The organism is Limosilactobacillus sp. C0001E2 (genome assembly GCF_056590915.1).
The window spans coordinates 22,085-46,456 of sequence record NZ_JBWPXC010000001.1; the positions used below are offsets into that span (position 1 = coordinate 22,085).

General features: G+C 42.0%; 22 protein-coding genes and 1 riboswitch. Of the genes, 19 read left to right on the top strand and 3 right to left on the bottom strand.

Translation table 11 applies throughout. The annotated features are described in order from the left end of the window. Positions 1-8 precede the first annotated feature (8 nt). Positions 9-812, bottom strand: coding sequence for an N-acetylmuramoyl-L-alanine amidase (locus tag AC1EKL_RS00150; protein WP_480188952.1), 804 nt, complete (start codon positions 810-812; stop codon positions 9-11). 412 nt (positions 813-1,224) lie between these two features. On the opposite strand from AC1EKL_RS00150, the gene hisS reads away from it, so the two are divergent. From hisS to rpoD, 13 genes are all read left to right on the top strand, one after another. Next, on the top strand, positions 1,225-2,517 hold the full coding sequence (gene hisS / locus AC1EKL_RS00155) for a histidine--tRNA ligase (protein ID WP_480188953.1): 1,293 nt from the start codon (positions 1,225-1,227) through the stop codon (positions 2,515-2,517). Between the two features lie 5 nt (positions 2,518-2,522). After that, positions 2,523-4,295 (top strand): aspartate--tRNA ligase, encoded by a 1,773-nt coding sequence (aspS, locus tag AC1EKL_RS00160; protein ID WP_480188954.1) that lies wholly within the window; start codon positions 2,523-2,525, stop codon positions 4,293-4,295. Positions 4,296-4,420: 125 nt separating this feature from the next. Beyond that, positions 4,421-4,606 (top strand): 30S ribosomal protein S21, encoded by a 186-nt coding sequence (rpsU, locus tag AC1EKL_RS00165; RefSeq protein ID WP_006915904.1) that lies wholly within the window; start codon positions 4,421-4,423, stop codon positions 4,604-4,606. Positions 4,607-4,693: 87 nt separating this feature from the next. Then, positions 4,694-5,113, top strand: coding sequence for a GatB/YqeY domain-containing protein (locus AC1EKL_RS00170; protein ID WP_480188955.1), 420 nt, complete (start codon positions 4,694-4,696; stop codon positions 5,111-5,113). A 95-nt stretch (positions 5,114-5,208) separates the two neighbouring features. Further along, complete coding sequence (locus AC1EKL_RS00175) at positions 5,209-6,192, top strand: PhoH family protein (protein ID WP_480189774.1); 984 nt, start codon at positions 5,209-5,211, stop codon at positions 6,190-6,192. A gap of 2 nt (positions 6,193-6,194) precedes the next feature. Then, positions 6,195-6,668, top strand: coding sequence for an rRNA maturation RNase YbeY (gene ybeY, locus AC1EKL_RS00180; RefSeq protein WP_480188957.1), 474 nt, complete (start codon positions 6,195-6,197; stop codon positions 6,666-6,668). Then, positions 6,652-7,047 carry a diacylglycerol kinase family protein gene (locus AC1EKL_RS00185; protein ID WP_006915908.1) on the top strand — a complete coding sequence of 132 codons (396 nt, stop codon included), beginning with the start codon at positions 6,652-6,654 and terminating at the stop codon, positions 7,045-7,047. Before ybeY ends, AC1EKL_RS00185 begins: the two co-directional genes overlap by 17 nt. 3 nt (positions 7,048-7,050) lie before the next feature. Continuing rightward, complete coding sequence (gene era / locus AC1EKL_RS00190; protein ID WP_480190157.1) at positions 7,051-7,956, top strand: GTPase Era; 906 nt, start codon at positions 7,051-7,053, stop codon at positions 7,954-7,956. Between the two features lie 18 nt (positions 7,957-7,974). Beyond that, complete coding sequence (gene recO, locus AC1EKL_RS00195; RefSeq protein ID WP_480188959.1) at positions 7,975-8,754, top strand: DNA repair protein RecO; 780 nt, start codon at positions 7,975-7,977, stop codon at positions 8,752-8,754. A gap of 273 nt (positions 8,755-9,027) precedes the next feature. Then, positions 9,028-10,023 (top strand): glycine--tRNA ligase subunit alpha, encoded by a 996-nt coding sequence (gene glyQ, locus AC1EKL_RS00200; protein ID WP_480190184.1) that lies wholly within the window; start codon positions 9,028-9,030, stop codon positions 10,021-10,023. A gap of 1 nt (position 10,024) precedes the next feature. Next, on the top strand, positions 10,025-12,097 hold the full coding sequence (glyS, locus tag AC1EKL_RS00205; RefSeq protein WP_480188960.1) for a glycine--tRNA ligase subunit beta: 2,073 nt from the start codon (positions 10,025-10,027) through the stop codon (positions 12,095-12,097). Between the two features lie 130 nt (positions 12,098-12,227). Further along, entirely contained in the window at positions 12,228-14,111 is a 1,884-nt protein-coding gene (gene dnaG, locus AC1EKL_RS00210; protein ID WP_480188961.1) for a DNA primase, read from the top strand. A 1-nt stretch (position 14,112) separates the two neighbouring features. Further along, positions 14,113-15,258: an RNA polymerase sigma factor RpoD gene (rpoD, locus tag AC1EKL_RS00215; RefSeq protein WP_006915914.1), complete on the top strand. Its 1,146-nt coding sequence runs from the start codon at positions 14,113-14,115 to the stop codon at positions 15,256-15,258. A gap of 87 nt (positions 15,259-15,345) precedes the next feature. On the opposite strand, the gene dapF is transcribed toward rpoD, so the two are convergent. Both dapF and AC1EKL_RS00225 read right to left on the bottom strand, forming a co-directional pair. Next, positions 15,346-16,356: a diaminopimelate epimerase gene (gene dapF / locus AC1EKL_RS00220; protein WP_480188962.1), complete on the bottom strand. Its 1,011-nt coding sequence runs from the start codon at positions 16,354-16,356 to the stop codon at positions 15,346-15,348. Positions 16,357-16,373: 17 nt separating this feature from the next. Beyond that, positions 16,374-17,735, bottom strand: a complete 1,362-nt coding sequence (locus AC1EKL_RS00225) for an aspartate kinase (RefSeq protein WP_480188963.1) — start codon at positions 17,733-17,735, stop codon at positions 16,374-16,376. A gap of 174 nt (positions 17,736-17,909) precedes the next feature. Then, a riboswitch (Lysine riboswitch) is annotated at positions 17,910-18,093 on the top strand. Positions 18,094-18,190: 97 nt separating this feature from the next. Between AC1EKL_RS00225 and lysA the strand changes: the two genes are divergently transcribed. The 6 genes from lysA to AC1EKL_RS00255 are packed head-to-tail and all read left to right on the top strand — an operon-like array spanning position 18,191 to position 24,304. After that, positions 18,191-19,507 (top strand): diaminopimelate decarboxylase, encoded by a 1,317-nt coding sequence (lysA, locus tag AC1EKL_RS00230; RefSeq protein ID WP_480190158.1) that lies wholly within the window; start codon positions 18,191-18,193, stop codon positions 19,505-19,507. A gap of 15 nt (positions 19,508-19,522) precedes the next feature. After that, on the top strand, positions 19,523-20,236 hold the full coding sequence (gene dapD, locus AC1EKL_RS00235) for a 2,3,4,5-tetrahydropyridine-2,6-dicarboxylate N-acetyltransferase (protein WP_480188965.1): 714 nt from the start codon (positions 19,523-19,525) through the stop codon (positions 20,234-20,236). 2 nt (positions 20,237-20,238) lie between these two features. After that, positions 20,239-21,402 (top strand): N-acetyldiaminopimelate deacetylase, encoded by a 1,164-nt coding sequence (locus tag AC1EKL_RS00240; RefSeq protein ID WP_480188966.1) that lies wholly within the window; start codon positions 20,239-20,241, stop codon positions 21,400-21,402. After that, positions 21,402-22,322 (top strand): 4-hydroxy-tetrahydrodipicolinate synthase, encoded by a 921-nt coding sequence (gene dapA / locus AC1EKL_RS00245; protein WP_480188967.1) that lies wholly within the window; start codon positions 21,402-21,404, stop codon positions 22,320-22,322. Before AC1EKL_RS00240 ends, dapA begins: the two co-directional genes overlap by 1 nt. A 1-nt stretch (position 22,323) precedes the next feature. Beyond that, complete coding sequence (dapB, locus tag AC1EKL_RS00250) at positions 22,324-23,103, top strand: 4-hydroxy-tetrahydrodipicolinate reductase (protein ID WP_480188968.1); 780 nt, start codon at positions 22,324-22,326, stop codon at positions 23,101-23,103. Between the two features lie 19 nt (positions 23,104-23,122). Further along, a complete protein-coding gene (locus AC1EKL_RS00255) occupies positions 23,123-24,304 on the top strand; it encodes an aminotransferase class I/II-fold pyridoxal phosphate-dependent enzyme (protein WP_480188969.1) in 1,182 nt (393 codons plus the stop codon). Positions 24,305-24,372: the final 68 nt, after the last annotated feature.

The following is a 24,372-nucleotide window of genomic DNA, read 5'->3' on the forward strand; positions in this document are numbered from 1 at the left end:
GCTTCTTTCTAATGATTTGCTAGGTAATGATTAATTCCCTTACGAATGTCAAGTGCCACTCGTTCTTGAAAGGTGGCTTTTTTGATTTCACGGAAATCTTTATGGGTATTAACGTAGCCAGTTTCGCAGAGAATTGACGGCAAAGAGGTATCACGAATAACTAAAAAATCACCAAAATCAATGCCGCGATTGGTTAATGGTAAGTTGTTAAATTGGTGACTAACGTTACGGGCAAGCTTTTTAGACTTTCCGCGGTGGTAATAATAACTCGTTATTCCCGATCCCTCATTTTTATCTGGTGACGAGTTTAAGTGTAAGCTAATAAAACAATCTGCATGGGCATTTTCAGCAATTCGCACCCGTTCCCGTAAGCCGACTGCCCGATCTTTTGATCTAGTCATTACTACTTGGGCTCCAGAAGCCCGTAATTGTTTTGCGAGGCGTTTGGCAATTGCTAAAGTATAAGTTTTTTCCATATATTTTGCTTGTCCGGAATTATTTTTATATTCCGCACCGCTGTCTGATCCGCCATGTCCTGGGTCAATCGCAATGATAGCTCCCGCAAGGTGATTAGATTTTTTTAACGGCGTTTTGGAGTTAATGAGCCAGCTTGGAACCCAAGCGCTTTCGTGATCATTCAGACGAACCCGGTACCAATTGCGCTGTTCGCCAGTAATAAGGACGCGTTTCCGCTTTGTGATTCTGATATGTTGATAGCTAATTCCTGGGCCACTTTGAATTGGCATTGTGGCCGGATCAATGGCAACTGTTCGTTGATAAATTAGTGCCGTAAGTAAAATAATGGCCAGCACAATAAAACTGACTCCAACGATAAAGGATTTACTGACAACTTGTTTGATGCATTCCACCTCCAAGGTGATTTTCATTTAATAGTTTAAAAATCTTACAATTGAAAAGCAAGAAAATTAACCTTGATTTACTGAAAAACATTGACTATTAAGATAATCGCGAGTAATCTTAAAATCGTAAATAAAGAATTAATGACCGATGAAAAAAGAGTGATTAATGGATTCGCATTCAGCGAGTGGGGGATAGTGAAAGCTCCATTACCGAATTATTAAGTGACACTTTTGAGGCCCGGCAATGCCCGTCGTTAATGCGACGTTATCCATGAGTGATACCAAGGTGGTACCGTGCATTTGCACCCTTGTTTGCAGGGGTGCTTTTTTTATTTTGTTGGTTCAAATCAGAGGAGGAAGCAAGATGCGCTATCAACGACCAAAAGGAACGGCCGACATTTTACCCGGCGATTCTGCTAAGTGGGAATATGTAGAAAAGTTGGCTCGAAAGATCTTCCATCAGTATGGTTATCAGGGAATTCGCACGCCATTATTCGAAAGTTATGATATTTTTGCCCGTTCAGCCGGAGATACTTCGGATGTGGTCACTAAAGAAATGTACGATTTTCGTGATAAGGGAGATCGTCACATTGCTTTGCGTCCAGAAGGAACTGCAGGGGTTGTTCGAGCTTTTAACGAAAATAAATTATATGGTCCAGAATATCCAAAGCCATACAAGGTTTACTATGTTGGACCAATGTTCCGGTATGAACGTCCGCAATCTGGTCGACAACGTGAATTTCACCAAATTGGGGTAGAAGCCTTTGGCAGTGACAATCCGGCCACAGATGTTGAAGTGATTGCGATGGCTCTTCAGTTATTCACGAAGCTAGGATTAACTGATTTGCGGGTTGCTGTTAATACGTTAGGCGATCAAAAGAGTCGGGATGATTATCGAACCGCCCTTATTAACTATTTGAAACCACATTATGATGAATTAAGTGAAGATTCTCAAGAACGTTTAGAAAAGAACCCGCTTCGGGTATTGGATAGCAAAGATCCGCGCGATCAAAAATTTGTTGCCGATGCTCCATCAATTTTGGACTATTTAACTCCAGAAGCCAATGCTCGCTTTGAGCAGGTTAAGCAGATGCTAGATGCTTTAGGGATTGACTATGTAGTTGATCCAGATATGGTCCGGGGCTTGGACTACTACAATCACACCATTTTTGAAGTGATGGTTAAAGCAAAGTCATTAGGAAATGGCTACACGACAATTTGTGGTGGTGGACGTTACAGTGGCCTGGTTGAACAACTTGGTGGCCCTGATCTTTCTGGAGTTGGTTTTGGGATTGGTGAGGAACGCCTATTGCTATTGCTAAATGATGAAGGAATTCAACTGCCAACTGATGACCACTTAGACGTTTACGTTGTCGGGATTGGTGATGATACGAATCTCGAAAGCTTACAATTAGTCCAAGCAGCGCGTCACGCCGGCTTAATTGCTGATCGCGATTTTCTGGGACGGAAACCAAAGGCCCAGTTTAGAACTGCTGACCGGATGCATGCGCGGGTTGTTTTAACGATTGGTAAGCGTGAACTGGAAGAAGGAAATGTTCATCTTAAAGTAATGGCTACTGGTAAGGAAGTCTCCGTCAAATTAGCTGATTTATTAAATAATTTTGCCAACGTTTTTGAAGAACATATTGAGGGGTAAGCGAAATGAAGAGAACAAATTATGCTGGACGGACAAATGAAAGCCAAATTGGTGAAGAAGTTGTTTTAAAGGGCTGGGTTGCCAAGCGCCGTAACCTTGGTGGCTTAATTTTCATTGATTTACGAGATCGGGAAGGAATAGTTCAATTAGTTTTCGATGAAAAACAAGATCCAGCAGCATTTAAGGTTGCTAATGAATGCCGGAGTGAATACATCCTCGAAGTGCGAGGGGTGGTTCGTGAACGAGCAGAAATCAATCCGGATTTACCGACTGGCAAGATTGAAGTGGAAGTTAAAGAAGCCAATATTTTAGCAAAGTCACAAACGCCACCATTTGAAGTTAAGGATCACGTTGATGCCAGTGAAGATTTGCGTTTGCAATATCGTTATATTGACTTACGGCGTCCGGAAATGATGAAGAATATGAAGTTACGGAGCAAGGTTGCTTCCATTATTCATAATTACTATGACAATAATGATTTTATGGATGTAGAAACACCTGACCTAACCCGTTCAACTCCTGAAGGGGCGCGTGACTTCTTAGTCCCATCACGGCTATATCCTGGTCATTTCTATGCCTTGCCACAATCTCCACAACTTTTTAAGCAATTATTAATGGCAGCCGGTGTAGATCGTTATTACCAAATGGCACGGTGTTTCCGTGACGAAGACTTACGTGGTGATCGGCAACCGGAATTTACCCAAGTGGATACCGAAATGAGTTTTGCGACTGCTGAAGATATTCAAGACATGACTGAAGGCTTGATTAAGCGGGTCATGAAAGAAGCGTTAAATGTTGACGTTAAAACTCCATTCCCCCGGATGGAATGGCAAGAAGCCATGGATCGTTATGGTTCCGATAAACCAGATACCCGGTTTGGAATGTTAATTACTGACCTGTCAGATATCGTGAAGGACAGTAGCTTTAAGGTCTTTTCAGGCACAGTTGCTGATGGTAAATTTGTTCGGGCAATCTGTGTACCAGGTGGTGCTGAGCATTACTCAAGAAAAGACATTACCAAAAAGGAAGATTACATTAAGCGTTATGGTGCTAAGGGACTGGCCTGGGTTAAGGTCACTGCTGATGGGTACAATGGACCAATTGCTAAGTTTATTAATGATTTAGCAGCACCAATTAATAAACGTTTAGACGCCAAGGAAGGGGATTTAATTCTCTTCGTTGCTGATAGTTTTCACGTTGTTGCTGATTCACTAGGTTATTTACGAGAAAAAATTGCCCACGAAATGGACATGATTAAGCCTGGTCAATGGAATTATCTGTGGGTAGTTAACTGGCCAATGTTCGAATACGATGAAGGTTTTGGTAAGTGGATTGCTGCGCACCACCCATTTACGATGTTGAATGAAGAAGATCTGCATTACTTGGATGATGGTGAAGATCCACATAAGGCACATGCGCAGAGTTACGATATCATCTTAAACGGGAATGAAATTGGTGGTGGTTCCATTCGGATCCATGATCCAAAAATTCAAGAGAAGGTATTTAAGGCGTTAGGATACACCAAAGAAGAGGCTCGGGCACGTTTCAACTTCTTAATTAAGGGATTAGAAAACGGAATGCCGCCAGAAGGTGGGTTAGCCTTTGGTTTCGACCGGTGGGTAATGTTACTTGCTGGGGCAGATAATATTCGTGATGTCATTCCATTCCCGAAGAACTCAAAGGGAATTGAACCAATGACCGCGGCCCCAGGAACGGTTGATCAAGAACAACTTGATGAACTACACATCGATGTCAAGGATGATTCAGAAAATAATTAGAAAAAACTGACTTTTATGTTGACGTTGAAAGTGCGGTTGTCTATAATTAGTTGCGTAGTGTAAAGACAAGTATTAATTAGTCGAAACACAGTACGATTTTAAGCTCGGAGGGAGGGGAATTTAAAATGTCAAAGACAGTCGTTCGTAAGAATGAATCTTTAGATGATGCTCTTCGGCGCTTTAAGCGTACGGTTTCACGGAACGGAACTCTTCAAGAATACCGTAAGCGTGAGTTCTATGAAAAGCCTAGCGTAAAACGTAAGTTGAAATCTGAAGCGGCACGTAAGCGTAAGAACAAGCGTCGTCACTAAAAGTGTAAAGCTCCCGGTCATGCGGCCAGGGAGCTTTTTGTTAAAGGAGATTATAAGATGAGTTTATTGGATAATTAAAAAAAAGATATGATTACTGCCATGAAGGCCAAGGATAAGGATACTTTGAGCGTCGTGCGGATGCTAAAAGCCGCTGTTCAAAATGAACAAATCAATCTCGGTCATGACCTTACCCCAGATGAAGAGAATGCATTAATGGCAAAGGAATATAAGCAACGGAAAGATTCAATGGCGGAATTCGAAAAGGGTGGCCGTCAAGATCTAGTTGATGCTACCAAGAAAGAGATGGCGGTTGTTGCTAAGTATATGCCTAAACAAATGAGTGCGGATGAAGTTGAAAAAGTTGTTGAAGAAACGATTGCTGAAGTCAATGCAACGAGCATGAAGGACTTCGGTAAGGTAATGGGCGCAATTATGCCGAAGGTTAAAGGTAAGGCTGATGGTAAGGTTGTTAACGAAACTGTTAAGAAAGTCTTACAGAGCAAGTAGTCAGATCATCAGATTTATCATGGGGCGGGGATTTTACCCGCCCTTTACTATTTTTCAAATAATGATGATATAATTAGAAAAAAAGTAAAGGAGCAATGTTTTTGGCAGCGGATGCAAAGAAAATTACAATGAGTTTTCAAATTGATAATCCTCAAGTAGAAGTAGGATTATTAGGAACTCAGGATAAGTATGTTGCCCTCTTTGAAGAAGGAATGAATGTTACCGTCAATCCTTTTGGCAACGAATTAAAGATCAGTGGTGAGCAGGAAGATGTTCACCTTACGATTCAGGTCCTTCAAGAATTAGTTGATTTGTTAACCCAAGGGATCATGATTAGCAGTGCAGATATCGTGAGTGCAATGAAAATGGCTCATCGTGGCACGCTTCAGTATTTTGGTGACCTTTATAACGAAAAGATTATTAATGATCGTAAAGGACGTCCTATTCGGGTAAAAAACTTTGGCCAACGGCAGTATGTCCATGCGATGAAGGATAACGATATTACTTTCGGAATCGGCCCTGCAGGGACGGGGAAGACCTACTTGGCAGTGGCGATGGCAATTGCAGCATTAAAACGTGGTGAGGTCGAACGGATTGTTTTAACGCGGCCCGCAGTTGAAGCGGGTGAAAGCTTAGGATTCTTACCGGGTGATTTAAAAGAGAAAGTTGATCCTTATCTTCGCCCAATTTATGATGCCTTAAATAGTATTTTTGGCGCTGACCATACTGAACGGTTAATGGAACGCGATGTCATTGAAATTGCCCCACTTGCGTACATGCGTGGTCGAACCCTGGATAACGCTTTTGTGATCTTGGATGAAGCACAAAATACCACCAATGCCCAAATGAAAATGTTCCTAACACGACTGGGTTTTGGCTCCAAGATGGTCGTGAATGGTGATGTTTCGCAAATTGACTTACCACATGGATCACGCAGTGGACTTATTAGCGCACAAAAGATTTTGGCAGAGGTCCCTTCCATTGAGTTTGTTCGTTTTAGTGCGGAAGATGTCGTCCGCCATCCAGTTGTTGCCAAAATTATTACTGCATATGAAGAACACGCTGATCAGGAGAAGTAATCATGGAATTGGAAATATATGATCATACCGATGGTCAGTTGACAGATCATCAAAAAGAAGTGGCGGAAAAACTGCTGGCATTTGCTGCTCGCCAATTGGGCCTGAAAGAAAACGACGAAATGTCATTAACGTTTGTTCGTAATCCTGAAATTAAAGCGCTCAATGCGAAGTATCGGGGCGTCGACCGTGCTACTGATGTGATTTCATTTGCGATGAGTGATGGCGATGAAGAAATTGTGATGGATGACGCGCTGGCTGCTGAATTACCACATGACTTAGGTGATTTATTTATCTCTGTCGATAAGGTCAAGGAACAGGCATTGTTCTTAGGGCATTCAGCAGATCGTGAACTGGGCTTTCTAGTGGTGCATGGCTTTTTGCACCTGAACGGTTATGATCACGAGCAACCTGATGATGAAAAGAAAATGTTCAGCTTACAGGAGAAGATCTTAGATGACTATGGGCTCGCCAGATAAACAAACTAGCAAAAATCATCGCCTCTGTCAGGCAATGCGCCATTCCGTTCATGGAATCTGGATGGTGGTATCTCAAGAACGGAATATGCGTTATCATATTGCAGCCAGTGTCTTGGTTGTTATTGCAGGGCTTTGGCTAGGATTATTACCGTGGGAATGGTTATGGTTATTTTTAGCTATTTTTACGGTTTTTTCTGCTGAATTTATGAATACGGTCGCGGAAACTTTCTGTGATTTAATGGTGGGTCACCGGTTTGATTTGAATGTAAAAAAAATAAAGGATGTTTCAGCGGGGGCAGTATTAATTGCTGCACTCTTTGCCGTTGTAGTTGGGTTAATCATCTTCGGACCCCGTCTGCTGGCGCTGATTGGGAGGTAAAAAATGGAGAATAAAGAATTTCATTCAGGATTTGTAGCATTGATTGGACGCCCGAATGTTGGTAAATCCACACTCTTAAACTACATTGTTGGACAAAAAGTGGCTATTATGAGTAATGTGGCACAAACCACCCGCAATAAAATTCAGGGGATTTATACCACCGATGATGCACAAATTGTCTTTATTGATACGCCAGGTGTTCATAAGCCAAGAACTAAGCTTGGTGATTTTATGGAACGCTCAACGATGTCTGCACTTGCGGAAATTGATGCGGTGCTCTACGTTGTAGCCGATGACGAAAAGCGCGGGCCAGGTGATGATTACATCATCAATCACTTGAAAGATGTTAAACAACCAATTTATTTGGTAGTGAATAAAATTGATACGGTTCACCCAAATGAATTGCCAACAATTGTTGATCAATATAAGGATGCACTGCCTTTCAAAGACATTGTGCCGGTTTCTGCATTACAAGGAAACAACGTCAATACCCTTATGAATGAATTGGTCCAAGAGTTGCCAGTCGGTCCACAATATTATCCTAGTGATCAGATTTCTGACCATCCGGAACGGTTTGTAATTGCGGAAATGATTCGTGAAAAAGTCTTCCAATTGACCCGGGAGGAAGTTCCACACTCAGTTGCAATTGATGTAACCTCCATTAAGCGGGAAGATAACGAAACTGTGCATATCAATGCTAATATCATCGTGGAGCGCCCTGGTCAAAAAGGAATTATTATCGGTAAAAAAGGCCAAATGTTAAAGAAAATTGGACAAATGGCTCGCCGGGATATTGAACATTTATTAGGTGATCATGTTTACTTGCAACTATGGGTTAAGGTTGTGCCAGGTTGGCGTGATAAATCAGCGATGCTGAAAGATTATGGTTACCGAAAGACAGATTATTGATTAGATGGGGTGAGCTGATTGGCGCGCATTAATGAACCTTTTAACGGGATTATTATGAATCGCCGTGATTATCGAGAACGTGATCAGCTTGTTAAAATTTTAACTGATAAGCAAGGGCCATCAATGTTTTTGGTGCGGGGAGCACGGCGGAAAAACTTCAAAATGGCAGCCGATATTTTGCCATTTACCCATGGCCGGTATGTTGGTTGGCTTTCTTCTGACCGCTTAAATTACATTGTTGCTGCCCAAGAAACGCATCAGTTCCGTAATATTGGCGATGATATTACTGCCAATGCTTATGCCACATTTATTTTAGAATTAGTTGACCGTGCATTTGAAGACGGCCATGATATTGGCGCTTGGTATGGGCAAATTCTTGCGGCCCTTCATTTGATTAATAATGGTCAGGATCCCCAAGTCATTGCTAACGTGCTCGAAGTTCAGCTGTTAGGTCGCTTTGGTGTTATGCCAGAGTGGCGGCACTGCGTAATTTGTGGTCAAAATCAAAAGCTGATGGATTATTCTGAAGCTTATGGTGGTTTATTATGTGTTAACCATTGGAACCATGCCCCACATCGCCTTCATTTAGATACCAAAACAGTTAATTATTTGCGCTTTTTTGCAACCCTAAATTTGCAAAAGGTTGATCAGGTGCAGGTTGAGCAGTTAGTGAAGCGTAATTTGCGGTGGGCATTGGACAAAATTTACGGTGACCAGGTTGGCCTGCGCTTAAAGAGTAAACGATTTATTGATCAAATGGGCGAGTGGACCGATGAATTGAAGAAATGGCGTCAATAAATTATTGACTTTTCAGATCTTGGTTGTATCATTAACAAGTGTAATTAAATGAATTTAACGATGACGGAGAGACTGATGAGTGATGTTTATCCAGCGAGTGAAGAATGGTGGAAGCTTCACAAACAACCTTGTTAAGTGGCACTCTAGCAGTGAATTTAAATTAAGCTGTTCCGTATGAGGTACGGAAAAGCAGGGTGGAACCGCGATTTATTTCGTCCCTGTGATGGTGTGGAGCCATTGCAGGGACTTTTTGCATTGAAAGGGGTTAGGATGATGACACAAAAATTAACGGTGCAAAAAATTATTTTTACACTGGAACAATATTGGGCAGAGCAAGGCTGTATGCTGATGCAGGCTTATGACAATGAAAAGGGTGCTGGGACGATGAGCCCCTATACCTTCTTGCGGGCAATTGGGCCAGAACCATGGAACGTTGCCTATGTTGAGCCATCACGGCGGCCGGCGGATGGGCGCTATGGTGAGAACCCCAATCGGCTATACCAACACCACCAATTTCAAGTGTTGATGAAGCCATCTCCAGATAATATTCAAGAACTATATTTGGGGAGTTTAAAGAAGTTAGGAATTGAACCATTAGAACATGACATTCGGTTTGTTGAAGATAACTGGGAGAACCCTTCGATGGGCTGTGCCGGAGTTGGTTGGGAAGTCTGGCTTGACGGAATGGAAGTTACCCAATTTACTTACTTCCAAGTCGTTGGTGAATTGACAATGAACCCTGTGGCTGCTGAAGTTACTTATGGTTTGGAGCGGTTAGCTGAATACATTCAAAATGTTGATTCAGTCTATGATTTGGAATGGGCTGATGGCGTGCTTTATGGTGATATTTTCAAAGAACCAGAATATGAACACTCCAAATATTCATTTGAGGAAAGCAACCAGGACATGCTGCTCAATGAATTTAACGATTACGAACGTGAAGCAAAACGCTTAATTAAGTTAGGGTTAGTACATCCAGCCTACGACTACGTTTTGAAATGTAGCCATACCTTTAATTTACTTGATGCCCGGGGCGCAGTTTCAGTTACTGAACGAGCTGGTTACTTGCACCGAATTCGGATTATGGCAAAGTCAATTGCTAAGGCATTTGTTGAAGAACAACGGAAGCGTGGTTTCCCATTAATTCATGATGAAAAGAAACGACAAGCGACCGTTGCAGAATACACCAAAAAAGCAGAGAAGGCTAAAGAACGGGCAGCTAAACAAGCGGCTAAGCAAGCAAAGAAAGCAGCAAAGGGGGACAAATAAGATGGAAAATTCATACTTACTTGAAGTTGGGGTTGAAGAAATGCCAGCTCACGTGGTAACGCCAAGTATCCATCAATTGCATGACCGGGTAGCCAAGTATTTAAAAGATCAACGGATTGATTTTACAGAAATTAAAGAATACGCCACCCCGCGTCGATTAGCACTACTGATTCATGGACTCAGCGATCAGCAACCAGATATTGATGAATCTGTAAAGGGACCGGCTAAAAAGATTGCTCAGGATCAAGACGGTAATTGGACAAAGGCTGCGATCGGTTTTACTCGTGGTCAGGGAGCAACCGTTGATGACATTGAATTTAAAGAAGTTAAAGGAACTGAATATGTGTTTGTAGAAAAGCACATTGCCGGTAAACCAGTAGCAGAAGTGTTAAAGGGCTTGCCAGATGTAATTACTTCAATGAATTTTCCAACTTTGATGAAATGGGGATATCACAACCTCCAATTTATCCGGCAAATTCGCTGGTTAGTTTCATTGCTGAATGATGAAGTGGTTCCATTTAGCATTTTAGATGTGACTGCTGGCCGTCAAACCCAGGGCCACCGCTTCCTTGGTCATCCTGTTGACATTGCTACAGCAGATGACTATGAACAAACGTTGCACAATGATTTTGTAATTGCTGATCAGGGAAAACGAAAAGATTTAATTAAGAAGCAGATTACCGAAATTGTTGACCAACATCAGTGGCAAATTGATTGGGACGTTGACCTGTTAGAAGAAGTTAATAATTTGGTAGAATGGCCAACGGCTTTTGCAGGCTCCTTTGATGAAAAGTATCTGGCTCTTCCGGAACCGGTTCTTATCACCTCAATGAAGGATAATCAACGTTTCTTCTGTTTGCGTGATCAAGATGGCAAACTTTTACCACACTTTATCTCTGTTCGTAATGGTAATCGTGAACATCTAGAAAACGTTATCAAAGGAAACGAACGAGTATTAGTACCACGGCTTGAAGATGCCCAATTCTTCTATGATGAAGACCAAAAATTAACAATTGGTCAATACGTCGAACGTTTAAAGAAGGTTAGCTTCCATGATCAAATTAGTTCGATGGCTGATAAGATGGCCCGGACGGCAATTATCGCTAAACTGTTAGGTGAAAAGCTAAACTTAACTGACCAAGAACAAGCTGATTTACAACGAGCCGCACAGATTTATAAATTTGACCTAACTACTCAAATGGTCGGTGAATTTGCTGAATTACAAGGGATTATGGGTGAAATTTATGCTAAATTATTTGGTGAAAAAGCAGATGTTGCTGCTGCTGTGCGTGAACATTACATGCCAATTTCTGCCGAAGGTGCGCTTCCCCAAACAAAGATTGGTGCTATTTTAGCGATTGCTGATAAGCTTGATAGTATTTTTAGCTTCTTTGGTGCTGGAATGATTCCTTCCGGTTCTAATGACCCATATGCACTGCGTCGTCAGGCCTATGGAATTGTTCGAATCGTTGCCGATCGTCAATGGCACTTACCATTGCTTGCTATGCAAAAAACGATTGCTGAACAGATTCAACAATCAGGGATGCAACTCAAGTTCGATTATTTGAAGAATGCTGATCAAGTCAACAACTTCTTTATTGACCGGCTTAAGCAATTCTTTGCGGGTGAAAACCTCCGTCATGACATTGTTGACGCGGTGACGAAAACCAACCAAGCGGATCTCGTGAATATTATTGAAGCAGCAGCGGCTATAAATGATCAAAAGAGTGACGCTGAATTTAAGGATGATATTGAAGCGCTCACCCGGGTAATTCGGCTTGCCCAAAAGGGTCAACCAACCTCAAGTGAAGTTAATCCAGCATTGTTCCAAAATCCATCAGAAGCAAAACTACATGAAGCTACTAAACAGCTCCAAAGTAAATTTACTGAATTATCGCTTGCAGAAGCACTGCGTCAACTTCGGTCACAGGCACCAACCATTACCGAATACTTTGATGAAAATATGATTATGAATAAGGATCCGCAAGTGCAAAATAATCGCTTAGCCCAGTTACAACAAATTGCACACATGACCCAAGTATTTGGGGACCTTAACCAATTAATTGTTAAATAGTTACTTGGCTTTTTATCTAAAATGTGATATCATGTTATTTAGTTAAATTAGGTGTTAAGTTACGAAAGGTCGCAATCCATTTTGGAAAGCGACCTTTCGTAACTATATCTTTGATGACAGGGGGCACAAAATGGCAAGAATTCCAAATGAATTAATTGACCAAATTCGTGACTCAGTGAATATTGTTGATGTCATCAGTCAAGATGTTCAATTAAAAAAACAAGGTAAAAATTTAATGGGACATTGTCCATTTCATCGGGATGATACTCCATCGTTTGCGGTGAATGAACAAAAGCAATTCTTTTATTGTTTTAGCTGTCACCGAAGTGGAAATGTCTTTGGCTTTTTACAGCAGCTGCATAATCTGTTGTTTCCAGATGCGGTTCGTCAGGTTGCTGAGATGAGTAATATTACGTTGCCAACGCAATATGTTAGTGAAAATCATCAGTCGGTCGATAATAGTCCGAAGGGACAATTGACCAAGCTTCATGATCAGGCAGCCAAATTATATCACTACCTTTTGGTCAATACTGAAGCAGGTGAGAAAGCTCTTCACTACTTAACTAAGCGGGGTGTCAGTCGTGAACTAATCGATCAATTTGATCTTGGATATGCTGTTGAACAGTCCAATGAAGAAGTGCTATTAGAATACGCCCAAAAGCAGCAAATTGATTACCAACTTTTGCGTCAATCTGGACTCTTTACAGAAGACCGGGAGGGTAATCTGCATGATCGCTTTCATGGTCGAGTAATGTACCCGATAAAAAATGAAAATGGGCATGTCATTGCTTTTTCTGGCCGAATATTAGCACCAAAAGCGACCCAGAGCGAGCCCAAATATATGAATAGTCCAGAAACACCAATTTTTAATAAGCGGCGGACACTCTTTAATTTGGATCTTGCTAAAAAGAATGCTCGACAAGCTGGTTCACTAACCCTCTTTGAAGGGGTTATGGACGTAATTGCTGCCTTTGGCGTTGGCGTGAAAAATGGGATTGCTTCCATGGGAACTAACCTGACTGAAGATCAGATTCAAATTATTCAGCGGATAACCAGTCAGGTCAACATCTGCTACGATGGTGATGATCCTGGTCAAAACGCTATTAATCGGGCAGTTCAAATGTTCACAGACAATGCTCCACAATTAGGTGTCAAGATTATTCAATTGCCAGCAGGAATTGATCCGGATGAATACGTTCAGAAGTATGGTGGCATTAAGTTTTCTGATTATTTAAGTAAAAATACCGAAAATTCAGTTAAATTTCATTTAAAGTACCTTCAACGGGGGCTTAACCTGAAAAATCAAGATGAACTAATGGGGTATTTGAATGCTGCTTTACAAGTAATCGCCGGAGTTAGTGAGCCAGTTGCGCAGGATTTATATCTACAAAAACTAGCTACTAAATTTGAGGTAGATAAGACGAGCCTAGTGAATCAGCTGTCCAAAATTCAACCACCTGCTCGACCAGTTCGATCCCATCAATTATCAAGTAGACAATCACGGCCAGGACAAAATGAAGTGAGCCGTTCTCAACCACCAGTGCAAATGGCAACGCAGCCGTTATTATCAAAACTTCAGAGTGCTGAGCAACGCCTCTTAAAATACTATGTTTTAGATGAAGGCGTGAGAAAAAGGTTACATAGTCAGGAGGTCTTTGCCTTTGCTGATGTTGCGTATCAGCAGCTGTACCAAAAGATTACTGAGTACTTTGTTGATCATACAGAGTTTTCTACTGCCGCCATGTTGGATCGAATTGATAATCCAGAACAGCAGCAAATCTTAACCCAAATGGCGGAATTATCGATTGATGAAAATATTAGTGATGATGCGGTAAATGATTGTATTCGTGTTATCATTAATGAGGCGCCGTTGGATCAGCAGATAGCTGCGAAGCGGGCAGCCCTTAATGAGGCGGCAATGATGAATGATCAAGAACTAACCACTAAGTTAGCAACGGAATTGGTAACCCTCTACCAGCAACAACAACAAATGAAAACGGAGGAAATTAACTAATATGGCAAAAGCAAAAAAGCAACTTGTAATTTCAAATGATGAAAATTTTGACCAAAAGAAATATGATCAAGCTGTTGGTAAACTCATTCGTCAGTACAAAAAAGCTAAGACAATCCAATACGATGAATTAAGTAAACAACTAGCTGCTCCGTTTGATTTAAATGCTGATGGTTTAGATAACTTAATGCAAAATATTGAAGATGCCGGGATCAGTGTGGTTGATGAAAATGGTGACCCAGATCCACGTGCATTGAAAGCTACCGAAAAATTGTCACAAAAAGCGGTTAATGATCGGGATACCTCTGCACCAACTGGGGTTAAAATTAATGACCCAGTACGGATGTACTTAAAGGAAATTGGTCGGGTTAACTTGCTGACGGCGGACCAAGAAGTTGAATTAGCCTTGCGGATTGAAAAGGGCGATGAAACGGCCAAGCAAGAGTTAGCAGAAGCTAACTTGCGGTTGGTGGTTTCAATTGCTAAGCGTTACGTTGGTCGGGGCATGCAATTTTTGGATCTCATTCAAGAAGGAAACATGGGGCTAATGAAAGCTGTTGAAAAATTTGATTACCGGAAGGGATTCAAGTTTTCAACTTATGCGACGTGGTGGATTCGGCAAGCAATTACGCGGGCAATTGCTGACCAAGCACGGACGATTCGGATTCCGGTGCACATGGTTGAAACCATCAATAAGTTGATTCGAATTCAACGCCAATTACTCCAAGATCTTGGTCGGGAACCGCTTCCTGAAGAAATTGGTGCGGAAATGGATATGCCAACTAAAAAGGTGCGGGATATTCTGAAGATCGCTCAAGAACCAGTTTCCTTGGAAACCCCAATTGGTGAAGAAGATGATTCACACTTAGGGGACTTCATCGAAGATCATGATGCCACGAGCCCTGCAGATCACGCGGCATACGAGATGATGAAGAAGCAATTGGAAAATGTTTTAGATACATTAACCGATCGTGAAGAGAATGTCCTTCGATTACGGTTTGGTTTAGATGATGGTCGGACCCGGACTTTGGAAGAAGTCGGTAAGGTCTTTGGTGTCACTCGTGAACGGATTCGACAGATCGAAGCTAAAGCGTTACGCAAGCTGCGTCATCCATCACGTTCAAAACAACTAAAAGATTTCTTAGAGTAAGTATAGATCGACGAAACAGAAAAGGCGTAGGATACGGTTTAATCCAGTATCCTACGCCTTTTCACTATCTCTAACAATTAGTGATAGCTATTGTAAAACGTCAATTTGAACAGGCTTTGGTAAATTATTAACAAACTTATCATAAGCGGCCTGTTCATTAGTATGGTGGACAGAAACGTTAGAATCTGTCACGTTGGCTTCGTGGAGGGCTTGCTCTGAAACGTCAATTTCCTCCGTAACCGTGGCGTTGCCAATCAACTCAATCCAGTATTGGTCATCATCATTGTGGACGATTGTTTTTACCATGCCACCTGGATTATAAACCGTAATTGGTTGATCAAAATCAGCCATGTCAGGATGAGTCAAAGCAAAGGCTAATGTCGTTGCAGACATTCCAGTACCACAAGCATTAGTAAATCCGACTCCTCGTTCAAAAGTCCGCACAAAAAGTTGATTATGGTCGATAATCTTGGCAAAGTTAACGTTAACCCCATCTGAGTAATAAGGGTTTTGACCGTTTAAACGGCGGCCTAATTTCCCGAGCAGGGGACCAGTGATGGTCTTTTCATCCATGAATGCAATTAAATGCGGGTTAGGTACAGCTAACGAAGTGAACTTTAACTTGGGTGCGAGTTCAGGAACATAATCATCAATAATCCGCTCATGACCTAAATTGTCGAAAGGAAGGTCATGTTTATCAAAAAGTACTGGTGAAATTTCAGCTGCATAAGCTGGCACGCCGTCAGCAAATTCGTCATGTTTTGCAACCTTTAAATCTGCCTTCATGGTTTCAATTTCAAAGGAGTCTTGCCCAGTTTTTTCGGAAACGTAACGAGCAACCGTTCGAATTCCGTTACCACACATGGAGGCTTCGCTCCCGTCGGCATTGATCACGCGCATTTGGGCAGTAACACCTGGATGGTTTGAATTGTTAACCACCAGGAGCCCATCAGCTCCATGCAAAATCCCGGTTTGCGGATTAGTAATTTGCTTGGTTAAAGCAACTAACTCAGAATCGGTAAGTTGTTGCTGCAATGTGGTTTGATCTAAAATAAAAAACTTATTTTGGGAACCATGAACTTTTAATAATTGGACCATGGATCGCTACCTCCTAATTATTTTTCTGGAAAGAAGTGTTGGTAAATTGCCCGAATGGCATTATCAGCGTCTTTTTTATAAGTTCCGATCATGATGGAAATTCTGGATGCCCCTTGATTGATCATGGAGATCCGAATGTTATGTTCGGCTAGTTCAGTGAAAATTCCAGCAGCTACACCAACGCGGTTAAACATTCCTTCACCAACCACCATGATTACCGCATAATCATCAATCCATTCCAGACTGTCTGGATTAACGGTTGCCCGAACTTCATCGCATAATTTCTGCACTAAATCATCAGAAATGAGCTTGCGGTCGAAAATAATGGTAATATCATCAATCCCAGATGGCATGTGTTCGTATGGCAGCCCATACTTATTCAGAATTTCGAGAATCTTTAGTGTAAACCCGGCTTCACGATTTAGCAAGTATTTGTGCAGATAAAGGGCTGCGTAATGTTTACCACCAGCAATTCCGGTAACGATTTGTTCAGGATGAAAGCCCTGATCAGGCACAATCAACGTTCCCGGCTTTTCTGGTGCGTGGGTATTTTTAACGTTGACAATGATATTACCTTCAATCGCTGGAATTAAGGCTTCATCATGGAATACAGAAAATCCAGCGTATGACAATTCCCGCATTTCGCGGTAGGTCATTCGCTTGATTGGTTGGGGATCATTAACGATTGAAGGGTTGGCAGAGAAAATGGCGTCAACGTCTGTGAAGTTTTCATAGAGATCAGCATGAAAACCACGTGCTAAGATTGCACCAGTAATGTCTGAGCCTCCTCTAGAGAACGTCGCAATATTTCCATCAATGGTAAAGCCAAAGAAGCCTGGGAAGATCAGCCTTTCATCAGCTGAGTAATTGAATGCTGCCAGGTTATTGTACGTTTGTGGGTCAACAATAGCGTTATTTGGTTCACCATCCACAATTAAACCAGCTTCCTTAGGGTCGACAAAGCGGGCATTAATCCCTAGTTTCTGCAAGACCAATGCCATTAGGCGAGCATTTAATCGCTCACCGTGGGCTTTAAAAGCGGCCATCAAAAAATCATCATCTGGATAATCACCATTTGGTAATTCAACGATGATTTGGTGAATTACGGAAAGCTGATCGCGTTGGACACCAAAGTGAGCACCGATTTCTTCATAGCGAGAAAAAATTTCATTTTGAATGGTACTATAATCTGCATGATTAATAACGGCATTGGCATAATTAATGAGCAGGTCGGTGACCTTAATATCGTTCTTGAATCGTTTACCCGGAGCTGAAGTTACGACAATTTGCCGCGTGGAATCATCTTTTATAATCGCGATGGCCTGTTCAAAAGCATCGCCGTTAGCCAGTGAGCTGCCACCAAACTTTACAACTTTCATTGATTGCTACCTTCTTTAATCAAAAGTTTATTATCTAGGATTTTACCATTAATCACGAACCTTGCAAACTAAACAAAGAAACAACAATTTAGACACTTGCTGAAAAATGTGAAAATGATGAGAAAGATTTAGCTAGGCTATTGACGCTGACTTGTTCAAGCTTTATAGTAGAAATCAAATCGAAGAGGAGCAACCAACATTAGTAGCGGTTAGGAGTTTTTACCAGACAGTGAATAATCGTGAAAGGGGCGGCTGCCGAAGCGGTAAGGATGGTAATAACTTGCTTGGCTGGGGCGTAACTAAATAAGTTACGGACTGTCGCAAGACCAGAAGAGCTTGCGGTGCGCTATCGACTATCGGATTTTTTATGATTAATCACTATCCCGGTATGCGCGCAGTGTACCGGGATTTTTTCTCTTCGAAACGAAAAGGGATAAAAAGGAGCGATGGGAACAATGAATGATCAAATTAGTTCCAGTGAAATCAACGCGGCAGGGCATCTCCAAATTGGTGGAGTTGATACTCTGTACCTGGCACATAAATATGGAACACCATTACTGGTTTATGATGTTGCCCAGATCCGTAACCAAATGCAACGGTTTCGAGATGTTTTTAACCAGGAAGCGGTCCAGTATGAAGTGAGTTACGCTAGTAAGGCCTTTTCTTCCGTGGCCATCTATCAAGTGATGAAGCAGGAACATGCGCATATTGATGTTGTTTCTGGTGGTGAATTGGCAACTGCTATTAAAGCAAATTTCCCTCTTGCTAAGGTCAGTTTCCATGGTAATAACAAATCTCGGGATGAATTAGCAATGGCCCTTGATCATGGAGTTGGCACGATTGTCGTTGATAATTTCCATGAAATTGAATTGTTAAAGGAATTATTAGCTGATCGGACCCAGACAGTGGATGTGCAATTACGAATTACTCCAGGAATTGCTGCACACACCAATTCGTATATCGCAACGGGACAAGTTGACAGTAAATTTGGTTTTGATGTTGAATCTGGACAGGCAGACAAAGCACTCCAGCAATTATTATCCATTTCACAGGTCCATGTGACTGGTCTTCATGCTCATATTGGATCACAAATTTTTGATGTGCAGGGCTTTGAAGGAGTTGCAAGAAAATTAGTTGAGATTGCGGCTGATTGGCACCAAAAGTATGATTTTACCGCAGAAGTCCTGAATGTTGGTGGTGGGTTTGGTATTAAGTACTCTAGTGAAGATCATCCCATCAATCCAGAAGACTTTGTCCGCGCCATTGTTCAGGTGGTCAAAAAATCTATTCATGAACAAAAGCTTGTAATGCCGGCGATTTGGATTGAACCAGGACGTTCAATAGTTGGACCAGCCGGTTATACGTTATATACTATAGGTTCAAGGAAAAATATTCCTGGTTTGCTTTCGTACGTCAGTGTTGATGGAGGAATGGGTGATAACATTCGGCCAGCCTTGTATAATGCTAAGTATGAAAGTGTCTTGGCTCGGGATCCGCAAGCGCCGACTGTTGAGACGGTCAAAATTGCTGGTAAATATTGTGAATCCGGTGATATTTTGAGTGAACAACAGGATTTACCTGCTACACAGCCAGGAGATATTTTGGTTATGCTTGATACGGGAGCGTATGATTACGCAATGGCTTCCAATTATAATCGGAACCCCCGGCCAGCAGTTGTTTTTGTTGAAAATGGTCATGATCAACTTGTAATTAAGCGTGAAACTTATGATGATCTAACTAAGCTTGATCTTGATTATCAATTAAATGATTAAGGAAGAGGTAATAACATGGCAAAATTAGACGCACAAAGCATCATTAACTATATTGGCAATGCCCCCAAAAAGACGCCAGTAAAGGTTTACTTACGTGGTGATAATTTATCACAGTTAAACTTTCCCAAGGGAGTAGATCCTTACGTAGAAGAACATACCGCAACGGTATTTGGTGATTGGGAAGTTCTTAAGCCATTCTTAGATGAACATCAAGCTGACTTTACTGGAATGCACGTGGAAAATGACGCACGGAATTCAGCCGTACCATTGTTGGACCTTAAGAATGTAAATGCCCGGATTGAACCTGGTGCGACTATTCGTGATCAAGTAGTAATTGGTGATAATGCAGTTGTCATGATGGGAGCAACCATTAACATTGGAGCTGACATTGGCGAGGGCACAATGATTGATATGGGAACGATTCTCGGTGGTCGGGCCATTGTTGGCAAGCATTGTCATATTGGAGCCGGAACCGTTTTAGCGGGCGTGATTGAACCTGCTTCAGCAGAACCAGTTCGGGTTGATGATAACGTATTAATCGGCGCTAATGCCGTTGTACTTGAAGGTGTTCACATTGGTGAAGGAGCAGTGGTTGCAGCTGGAGCAGTGGTTACTCACGATGTAGAGCCTCATACTGTTGTAGCCGGCGTCCCTGCAAAGTTTGTGAAGAAGGTTGATGCACAAACGGATAGTAAGACGGGTCTCGAGGACGATTTAAGAAAGCTTTAATCATGACACAATTAAATGAAGATCAATTAATTAAAATTCGTCGCCATTTACACCAAATTCCAGAACTAGCGCTTCAAGAAACGGAAACGCACGCCTATCTAATGCAGATCATTAGTGAAATGAATCAGCAATATTTAGAAGTTCGTGAATTTGATGAATTACCGACCGCCATCATGGTACTCGTCCATGGAAAGAATCCACGTCGGACGATTGGTTACCGAACGGACATTGACGCTCTTCCCGTCACTGAACAAACCGGACTCCCATACCAATCAACTCATCCGGGAGTAATGCATGCCTGTGGACATGACATCCATATGACAGTTGCTCTTGGCGGCCTAAGCTACTTTAGTGAGCATCAACCAGTGGATAATCTCCTGTTCTTTTTCCAACCTGCTGAAGAAAGTGAAGCGGGTGGTAAGCGAGCCTATGAATTAGGATTGTTTGAAGGCAAATGGTGTCCAGATGAGTTTTATGGACTGCATGATAATCCAGAGCTCCCTGCTGGTGCGATTGGTTGTCGGATGGGGACGTTGTTTGCTGGAACCACCGAAGTTAACATTGATATTGAAGGAAAGGGTGGCCATGCCGCTTTCCCACAGGATGCCAAGGATGCAGTTGTTGCTGCAGCTAATCTAATTGTTCAAGTGCAAACCATTATTTCACGAAGCATTGATCCGATTGATAGCGGAGTGATTACACTGGGGAAGATTGAAGCGGGGACCATTCGAAATGTAATTGCTGGCCATGCCCGAATTGAGGGAACCATTCGTGGATTAACCCAGGACATGATCCTTTTAATTGATCGACGATTACAAGAAGTTTGTAACGGTATTCAAGCCAGCTTTGGTGTAAAGGTAAAGCTGGGCTTGAATCAAGGTGGCTATTGGCCAGTTGAAAACAACCCTGAATTAACAAAACGCTTTATTAAGTATATGCATGATACGCCAACGGTTAACTTTATTGAAACGAAGCCGGCCATGACGGGAGAGGATTTTGGCTACTTATTAGCGAAGTTTCCCGGAACGATGTTTTGGCTCGGGGTTGATGATGATTCACAACTCCACTCGGCAACTTTAACGCCAAACGAAGCTGCCATCCAGCGCGGCGTGGATGCAATTACCGGTTTTCTTGACTACCGGATGAATGCTAAGGAGGAACAATAATGAAATTAGCAGACGCAGATTTACTGACGGCGATTATTACACCATTTAATGATCATAATGAAATTGACTTTGCAATGCTTGAAAAATTGACTAATTCATTAATCAATCAAGGAAGTAATGGTTTTGTAGTTGGAGGCACAACTGGTGAAACGCCAGAATTGACTCATGATGAAAAAATCGCGTTATATACAAAATTTGGTCAAATTGTTAATGGTCGGGTGCCCGTAATCGCAGGGACGGGAAGTAACAACACTAAAGAGACAATTGCCTTTACAAATGAAGTGGCTAAAATTGATGGAATTGACTATGCATTAGTAGTGGTTCCACCATATAATAAGCCAAATCAGCGGGGAATGATTGCTCACTTTACGACCGTTGCGGATAATGTGAACTTACCAATTATTATCTATAATATTCCGGGACGGACTGGCTCGAAAATGAGTCAGGAAACCATTTGTGAGTTGTCGCAACATAAAAACATTGCTGGGGTTAAGCAATGTGCTTCATTGGAAGAAATGGAATATGTGATTGATCATAAAGCGAATGATTTCTGTGTCTTCTCTGGAGAAGATGCTCAGGCACTGACGGCGCGGGTTCTGGGTGCTAACGGGGTTATTTCTGTAGCATCACACAGCTATGCTCCTCAGATGCGATCAATGTATGATCATTTGTATAAGGGTGACTACCAAACCGCTGCTAAATTACAACGGTGGTTGACCCCAAAGATGGCCGCACTATTTATGTTCCCATCACCATCACCGGTTAAGGCATTGTTAAATGCCCAAGGATTTAAAGTGGGCGGATGCCGTTTACCAATTATGACTTTAAATGATGATGAAAAATCACAATTAGCTGCAGCACTAGATTTGCCGGTTGATGCCTTAAACGGCGATTTACCATTAGATTTGGGGGAAATGTAGAATGAAACGAGTATTAGTTGCAGGAATTAACGGGGCAATGGGACAATATGCCACCAAAATGATTAATGATCTCGATGGGTTTGAAGTTGCTGCCGGACTCGGCCTGGGAATTAAAGATGGCGATCAAGCAAAGTACAATGTGGCTACTGATACCAAATTATATGGATCATTAGATGCAATTGATGAAGATGTGGCTGATATTTGGTTAGATTTTACTGCACCAGCCGCAGTTTTTCCTGATGTTAAGTATGCGTTAAGCCATGGGATGCGTCCAGTTGTTGGTACTACAGGACTAACGGATGACCAAGAAGCTGATTTGAAAAAGTTAGCTCAGCAGAATGGATTAGGTGGTTTAATCGCCCCTAACTTTGGGATGTCAGCAGTGTTATTAATGAAGTTTGCTAAAGAGGCAGCTAAATACTTCCCTGATGTGGAAATCATTGAAATGCATCACGAAGATAAAAAGGATGCTCCTTCAGGAACGGCCCTTAGTACCGCTAAATTAATTGCTGAAAATCGTGAACCACACCAAACCGCACCAGATACGATCGAAACACTCGCGGATGTTCGGGGTGGCGATTATCAAGGAATCAAGATTCATTCTGTTCGTTTACCTGGATACGTTGCTCATGAACAAGTCTTATTTGGTGGTAAAGGGGAAGCCCTTACGATTCGCCAAGACTCCTTTGACCGGAGTTCCTTTATGAGCGGGGTAAAAGTTGCCCTTCAAAAGGTCGACACCCTTGATGAATTAGTCGTTGGATTAGAAAACATTGTTTAAAAAAGGAGCATGATGGATTATGCCAGAACTTGCAAAGAGTATGGAAAACTATGTTAACAAGGATGTTAAGGAAATTCGTCCTTCTGCCATCCGGGATTTTGATATGCAGATTTCATCCATTCCGGGATTGGTTAAATTAACCCTTGGGGAACCAGATTTTAACGTTCCTGAACACGTGAAGCAGGCGGCAATTCGTGGAATTCAAGCCAATGATTCTCACTATGGGCCTGCTGCTGGTAAGTTAGAATTACGGAAAGCAGTGGCTAACTACCTAAAGGACACACGAAATGTTGATTACAATCCAGAGGATGAAGTGCTGATTACAAATGGTGGTACTGAAGCATTGACGGCGATTACTTTTAGCCTCCTTAACCCTGGCGATAAAGTTCTGGTACCAACACCAGTTTTTTCACTCTACTTCCCAATTATTACTTTAACCGGAGCAGAATGTATCCAAGTTGATACGTCTGCGGACGATTTTGTGCTGACTCCAGAAAAGTTACAAAGTGAACTTGATCAACACGGCGACGTTAAGATGATTATCTTAAACTACCCATGTAATCCAACTGGTCGTGCTTACCCAGAAGACTTGCTCAGAAAGCTTGGTAAGATCCTGCATGATCATAATGTTTTAATTGTGGCTGATGAAATGTACAGTGAATTAACTTATGATCAGGAGCATTTCTCTTTGGCAATGATTTATCCAGAACAAACGCTCTTGGTTTCTGGATTATCCAAGTCCCATGCAATGACTGGCTGGCGGCTTGGCTACATTGCGGGACCATCAGCTCTAATTAGTCAAATCTACAAGATCCATGGCTTCTTGGTAACTTGTGTTAACGACATTGCCCAGGATGCAGCCATTGAGGCTTTGAATAATGGTCGTCAAGACCCAGATGCTTTTCGGGCGGAATATAAGAAGCGCCGTGACTATGTGGTTAGTCGGATGGAAAAGATGGGCTTCGACATTGCTACACCTGAAGGAGCATTCTATGTCTTTGCCAAAATTCCGGCACAATTTGGCAATGATGATTTCAATTTTGCTTTAGATCTTGCCAAGAAGGCAAAAGTTGGGGTAATTCCAGGAAGTGCCTTCGGTGCCGGTGGTGAAGGATATATTCGGATTTCATATGCTGCTTCTGATGAGAAGTTAGCAAAGGCGATGGACTACATCGAATCCTACCTTGATAATTTGGAATAGAAAACAAAGAGGCTGGGAAGGACCCCAGTCTTTTTTGTTATAATAAATTTGAAAAGAATTTGATTGAA

What these genes read in the sequence shown, in the direction of transcription:
- dnaG (WP_480188961.1), top strand. Translation starts at nt 12,228, where the DNA reads ATGGCAAGAATTCCAAATGAATTAATTGACCAAATTCGTGACTCAGTG.
- AC1EKL_RS00170 (WP_480188955.1), top strand. Translation starts at nt 4,694, where the DNA reads ATGATTACTGCCATGAAGGCCAAGGATAAGGATACTTTGAGCGTCGTG.
- AC1EKL_RS00175 (WP_480189774.1), top strand. Translation starts at nt 5,209, where the DNA reads ATGTTTTTGGCAGCGGATGCAAAGAAAATTACAATGAGTTTTCAAATT.
- glyS (WP_480188960.1), top strand. Translation starts at nt 10,025, where the DNA reads ATGGAAAATTCATACTTACTTGAAGTTGGGGTTGAAGAAATGCCAGCT.
- ybeY (WP_480188957.1), top strand. Translation starts at nt 6,195, where the DNA reads ATGGAATTGGAAATATATGATCATACCGATGGTCAGTTGACAGATCAT.
- dapD (WP_480188965.1), top strand. Translation starts at nt 19,523, where the DNA reads ATGGCAAAATTAGACGCACAAAGCATCATTAACTATATTGGCAATGCC.
- era (WP_480190157.1), top strand. Translation starts at nt 7,051, where the DNA reads ATGGAGAATAAAGAATTTCATTCAGGATTTGTAGCATTGATTGGACGC.
- AC1EKL_RS00225 (WP_480188963.1), bottom strand. Translation starts at nt 17,735, where the DNA reads ATGAAAGTTGTAAAGTTTGGTGGCAGCTCACTGGCTAACGGCGATGCT.
- lysA (WP_480190158.1), top strand. Translation starts at nt 18,191, where the DNA reads ATGAATGATCAAATTAGTTCCAGTGAAATCAACGCGGCAGGGCATCTC.
- rpsU (WP_006915904.1), top strand. Translation starts at nt 4,421, where the DNA reads ATGTCAAAGACAGTCGTTCGTAAGAATGAATCTTTAGATGATGCTCTT.
- hisS (WP_480188953.1), top strand. Translation starts at nt 1,225, where the DNA reads ATGCGCTATCAACGACCAAAAGGAACGGCCGACATTTTACCCGGCGAT.
- dapF (WP_480188962.1), bottom strand. Translation starts at nt 16,356, where the DNA reads ATGGTCCAATTATTAAAAGTTCATGGTTCCCAAAATAAGTTTTTTATT.
- dapB (WP_480188968.1), top strand. Translation starts at nt 22,324, where the DNA reads ATGAAACGAGTATTAGTTGCAGGAATTAACGGGGCAATGGGACAATAT.
- dapA (WP_480188967.1), top strand. Translation starts at nt 21,402, where the DNA reads ATGAAATTAGCAGACGCAGATTTACTGACGGCGATTATTACACCATTT.
- rpoD (WP_006915914.1), top strand. Translation starts at nt 14,113, where the DNA reads ATGGCAAAAGCAAAAAAGCAACTTGTAATTTCAAATGATGAAAATTTT.
- glyQ (WP_480190184.1), top strand. Translation starts at nt 9,028, where the DNA reads ATGACACAAAAATTAACGGTGCAAAAAATTATTTTTACACTGGAACAA.
- AC1EKL_RS00240 (WP_480188966.1), top strand. Translation starts at nt 20,239, where the DNA reads ATGACACAATTAAATGAAGATCAATTAATTAAAATTCGTCGCCATTTA.
- AC1EKL_RS00185 (WP_006915908.1), top strand. Translation starts at nt 6,652, where the DNA reads ATGGGCTCGCCAGATAAACAAACTAGCAAAAATCATCGCCTCTGTCAG.
- aspS (WP_480188954.1), top strand. Translation starts at nt 2,523, where the DNA reads ATGAAGAGAACAAATTATGCTGGACGGACAAATGAAAGCCAAATTGGT.
- AC1EKL_RS00255 (WP_480188969.1), top strand. Translation starts at nt 23,123, where the DNA reads ATGCCAGAACTTGCAAAGAGTATGGAAAACTATGTTAACAAGGATGTT.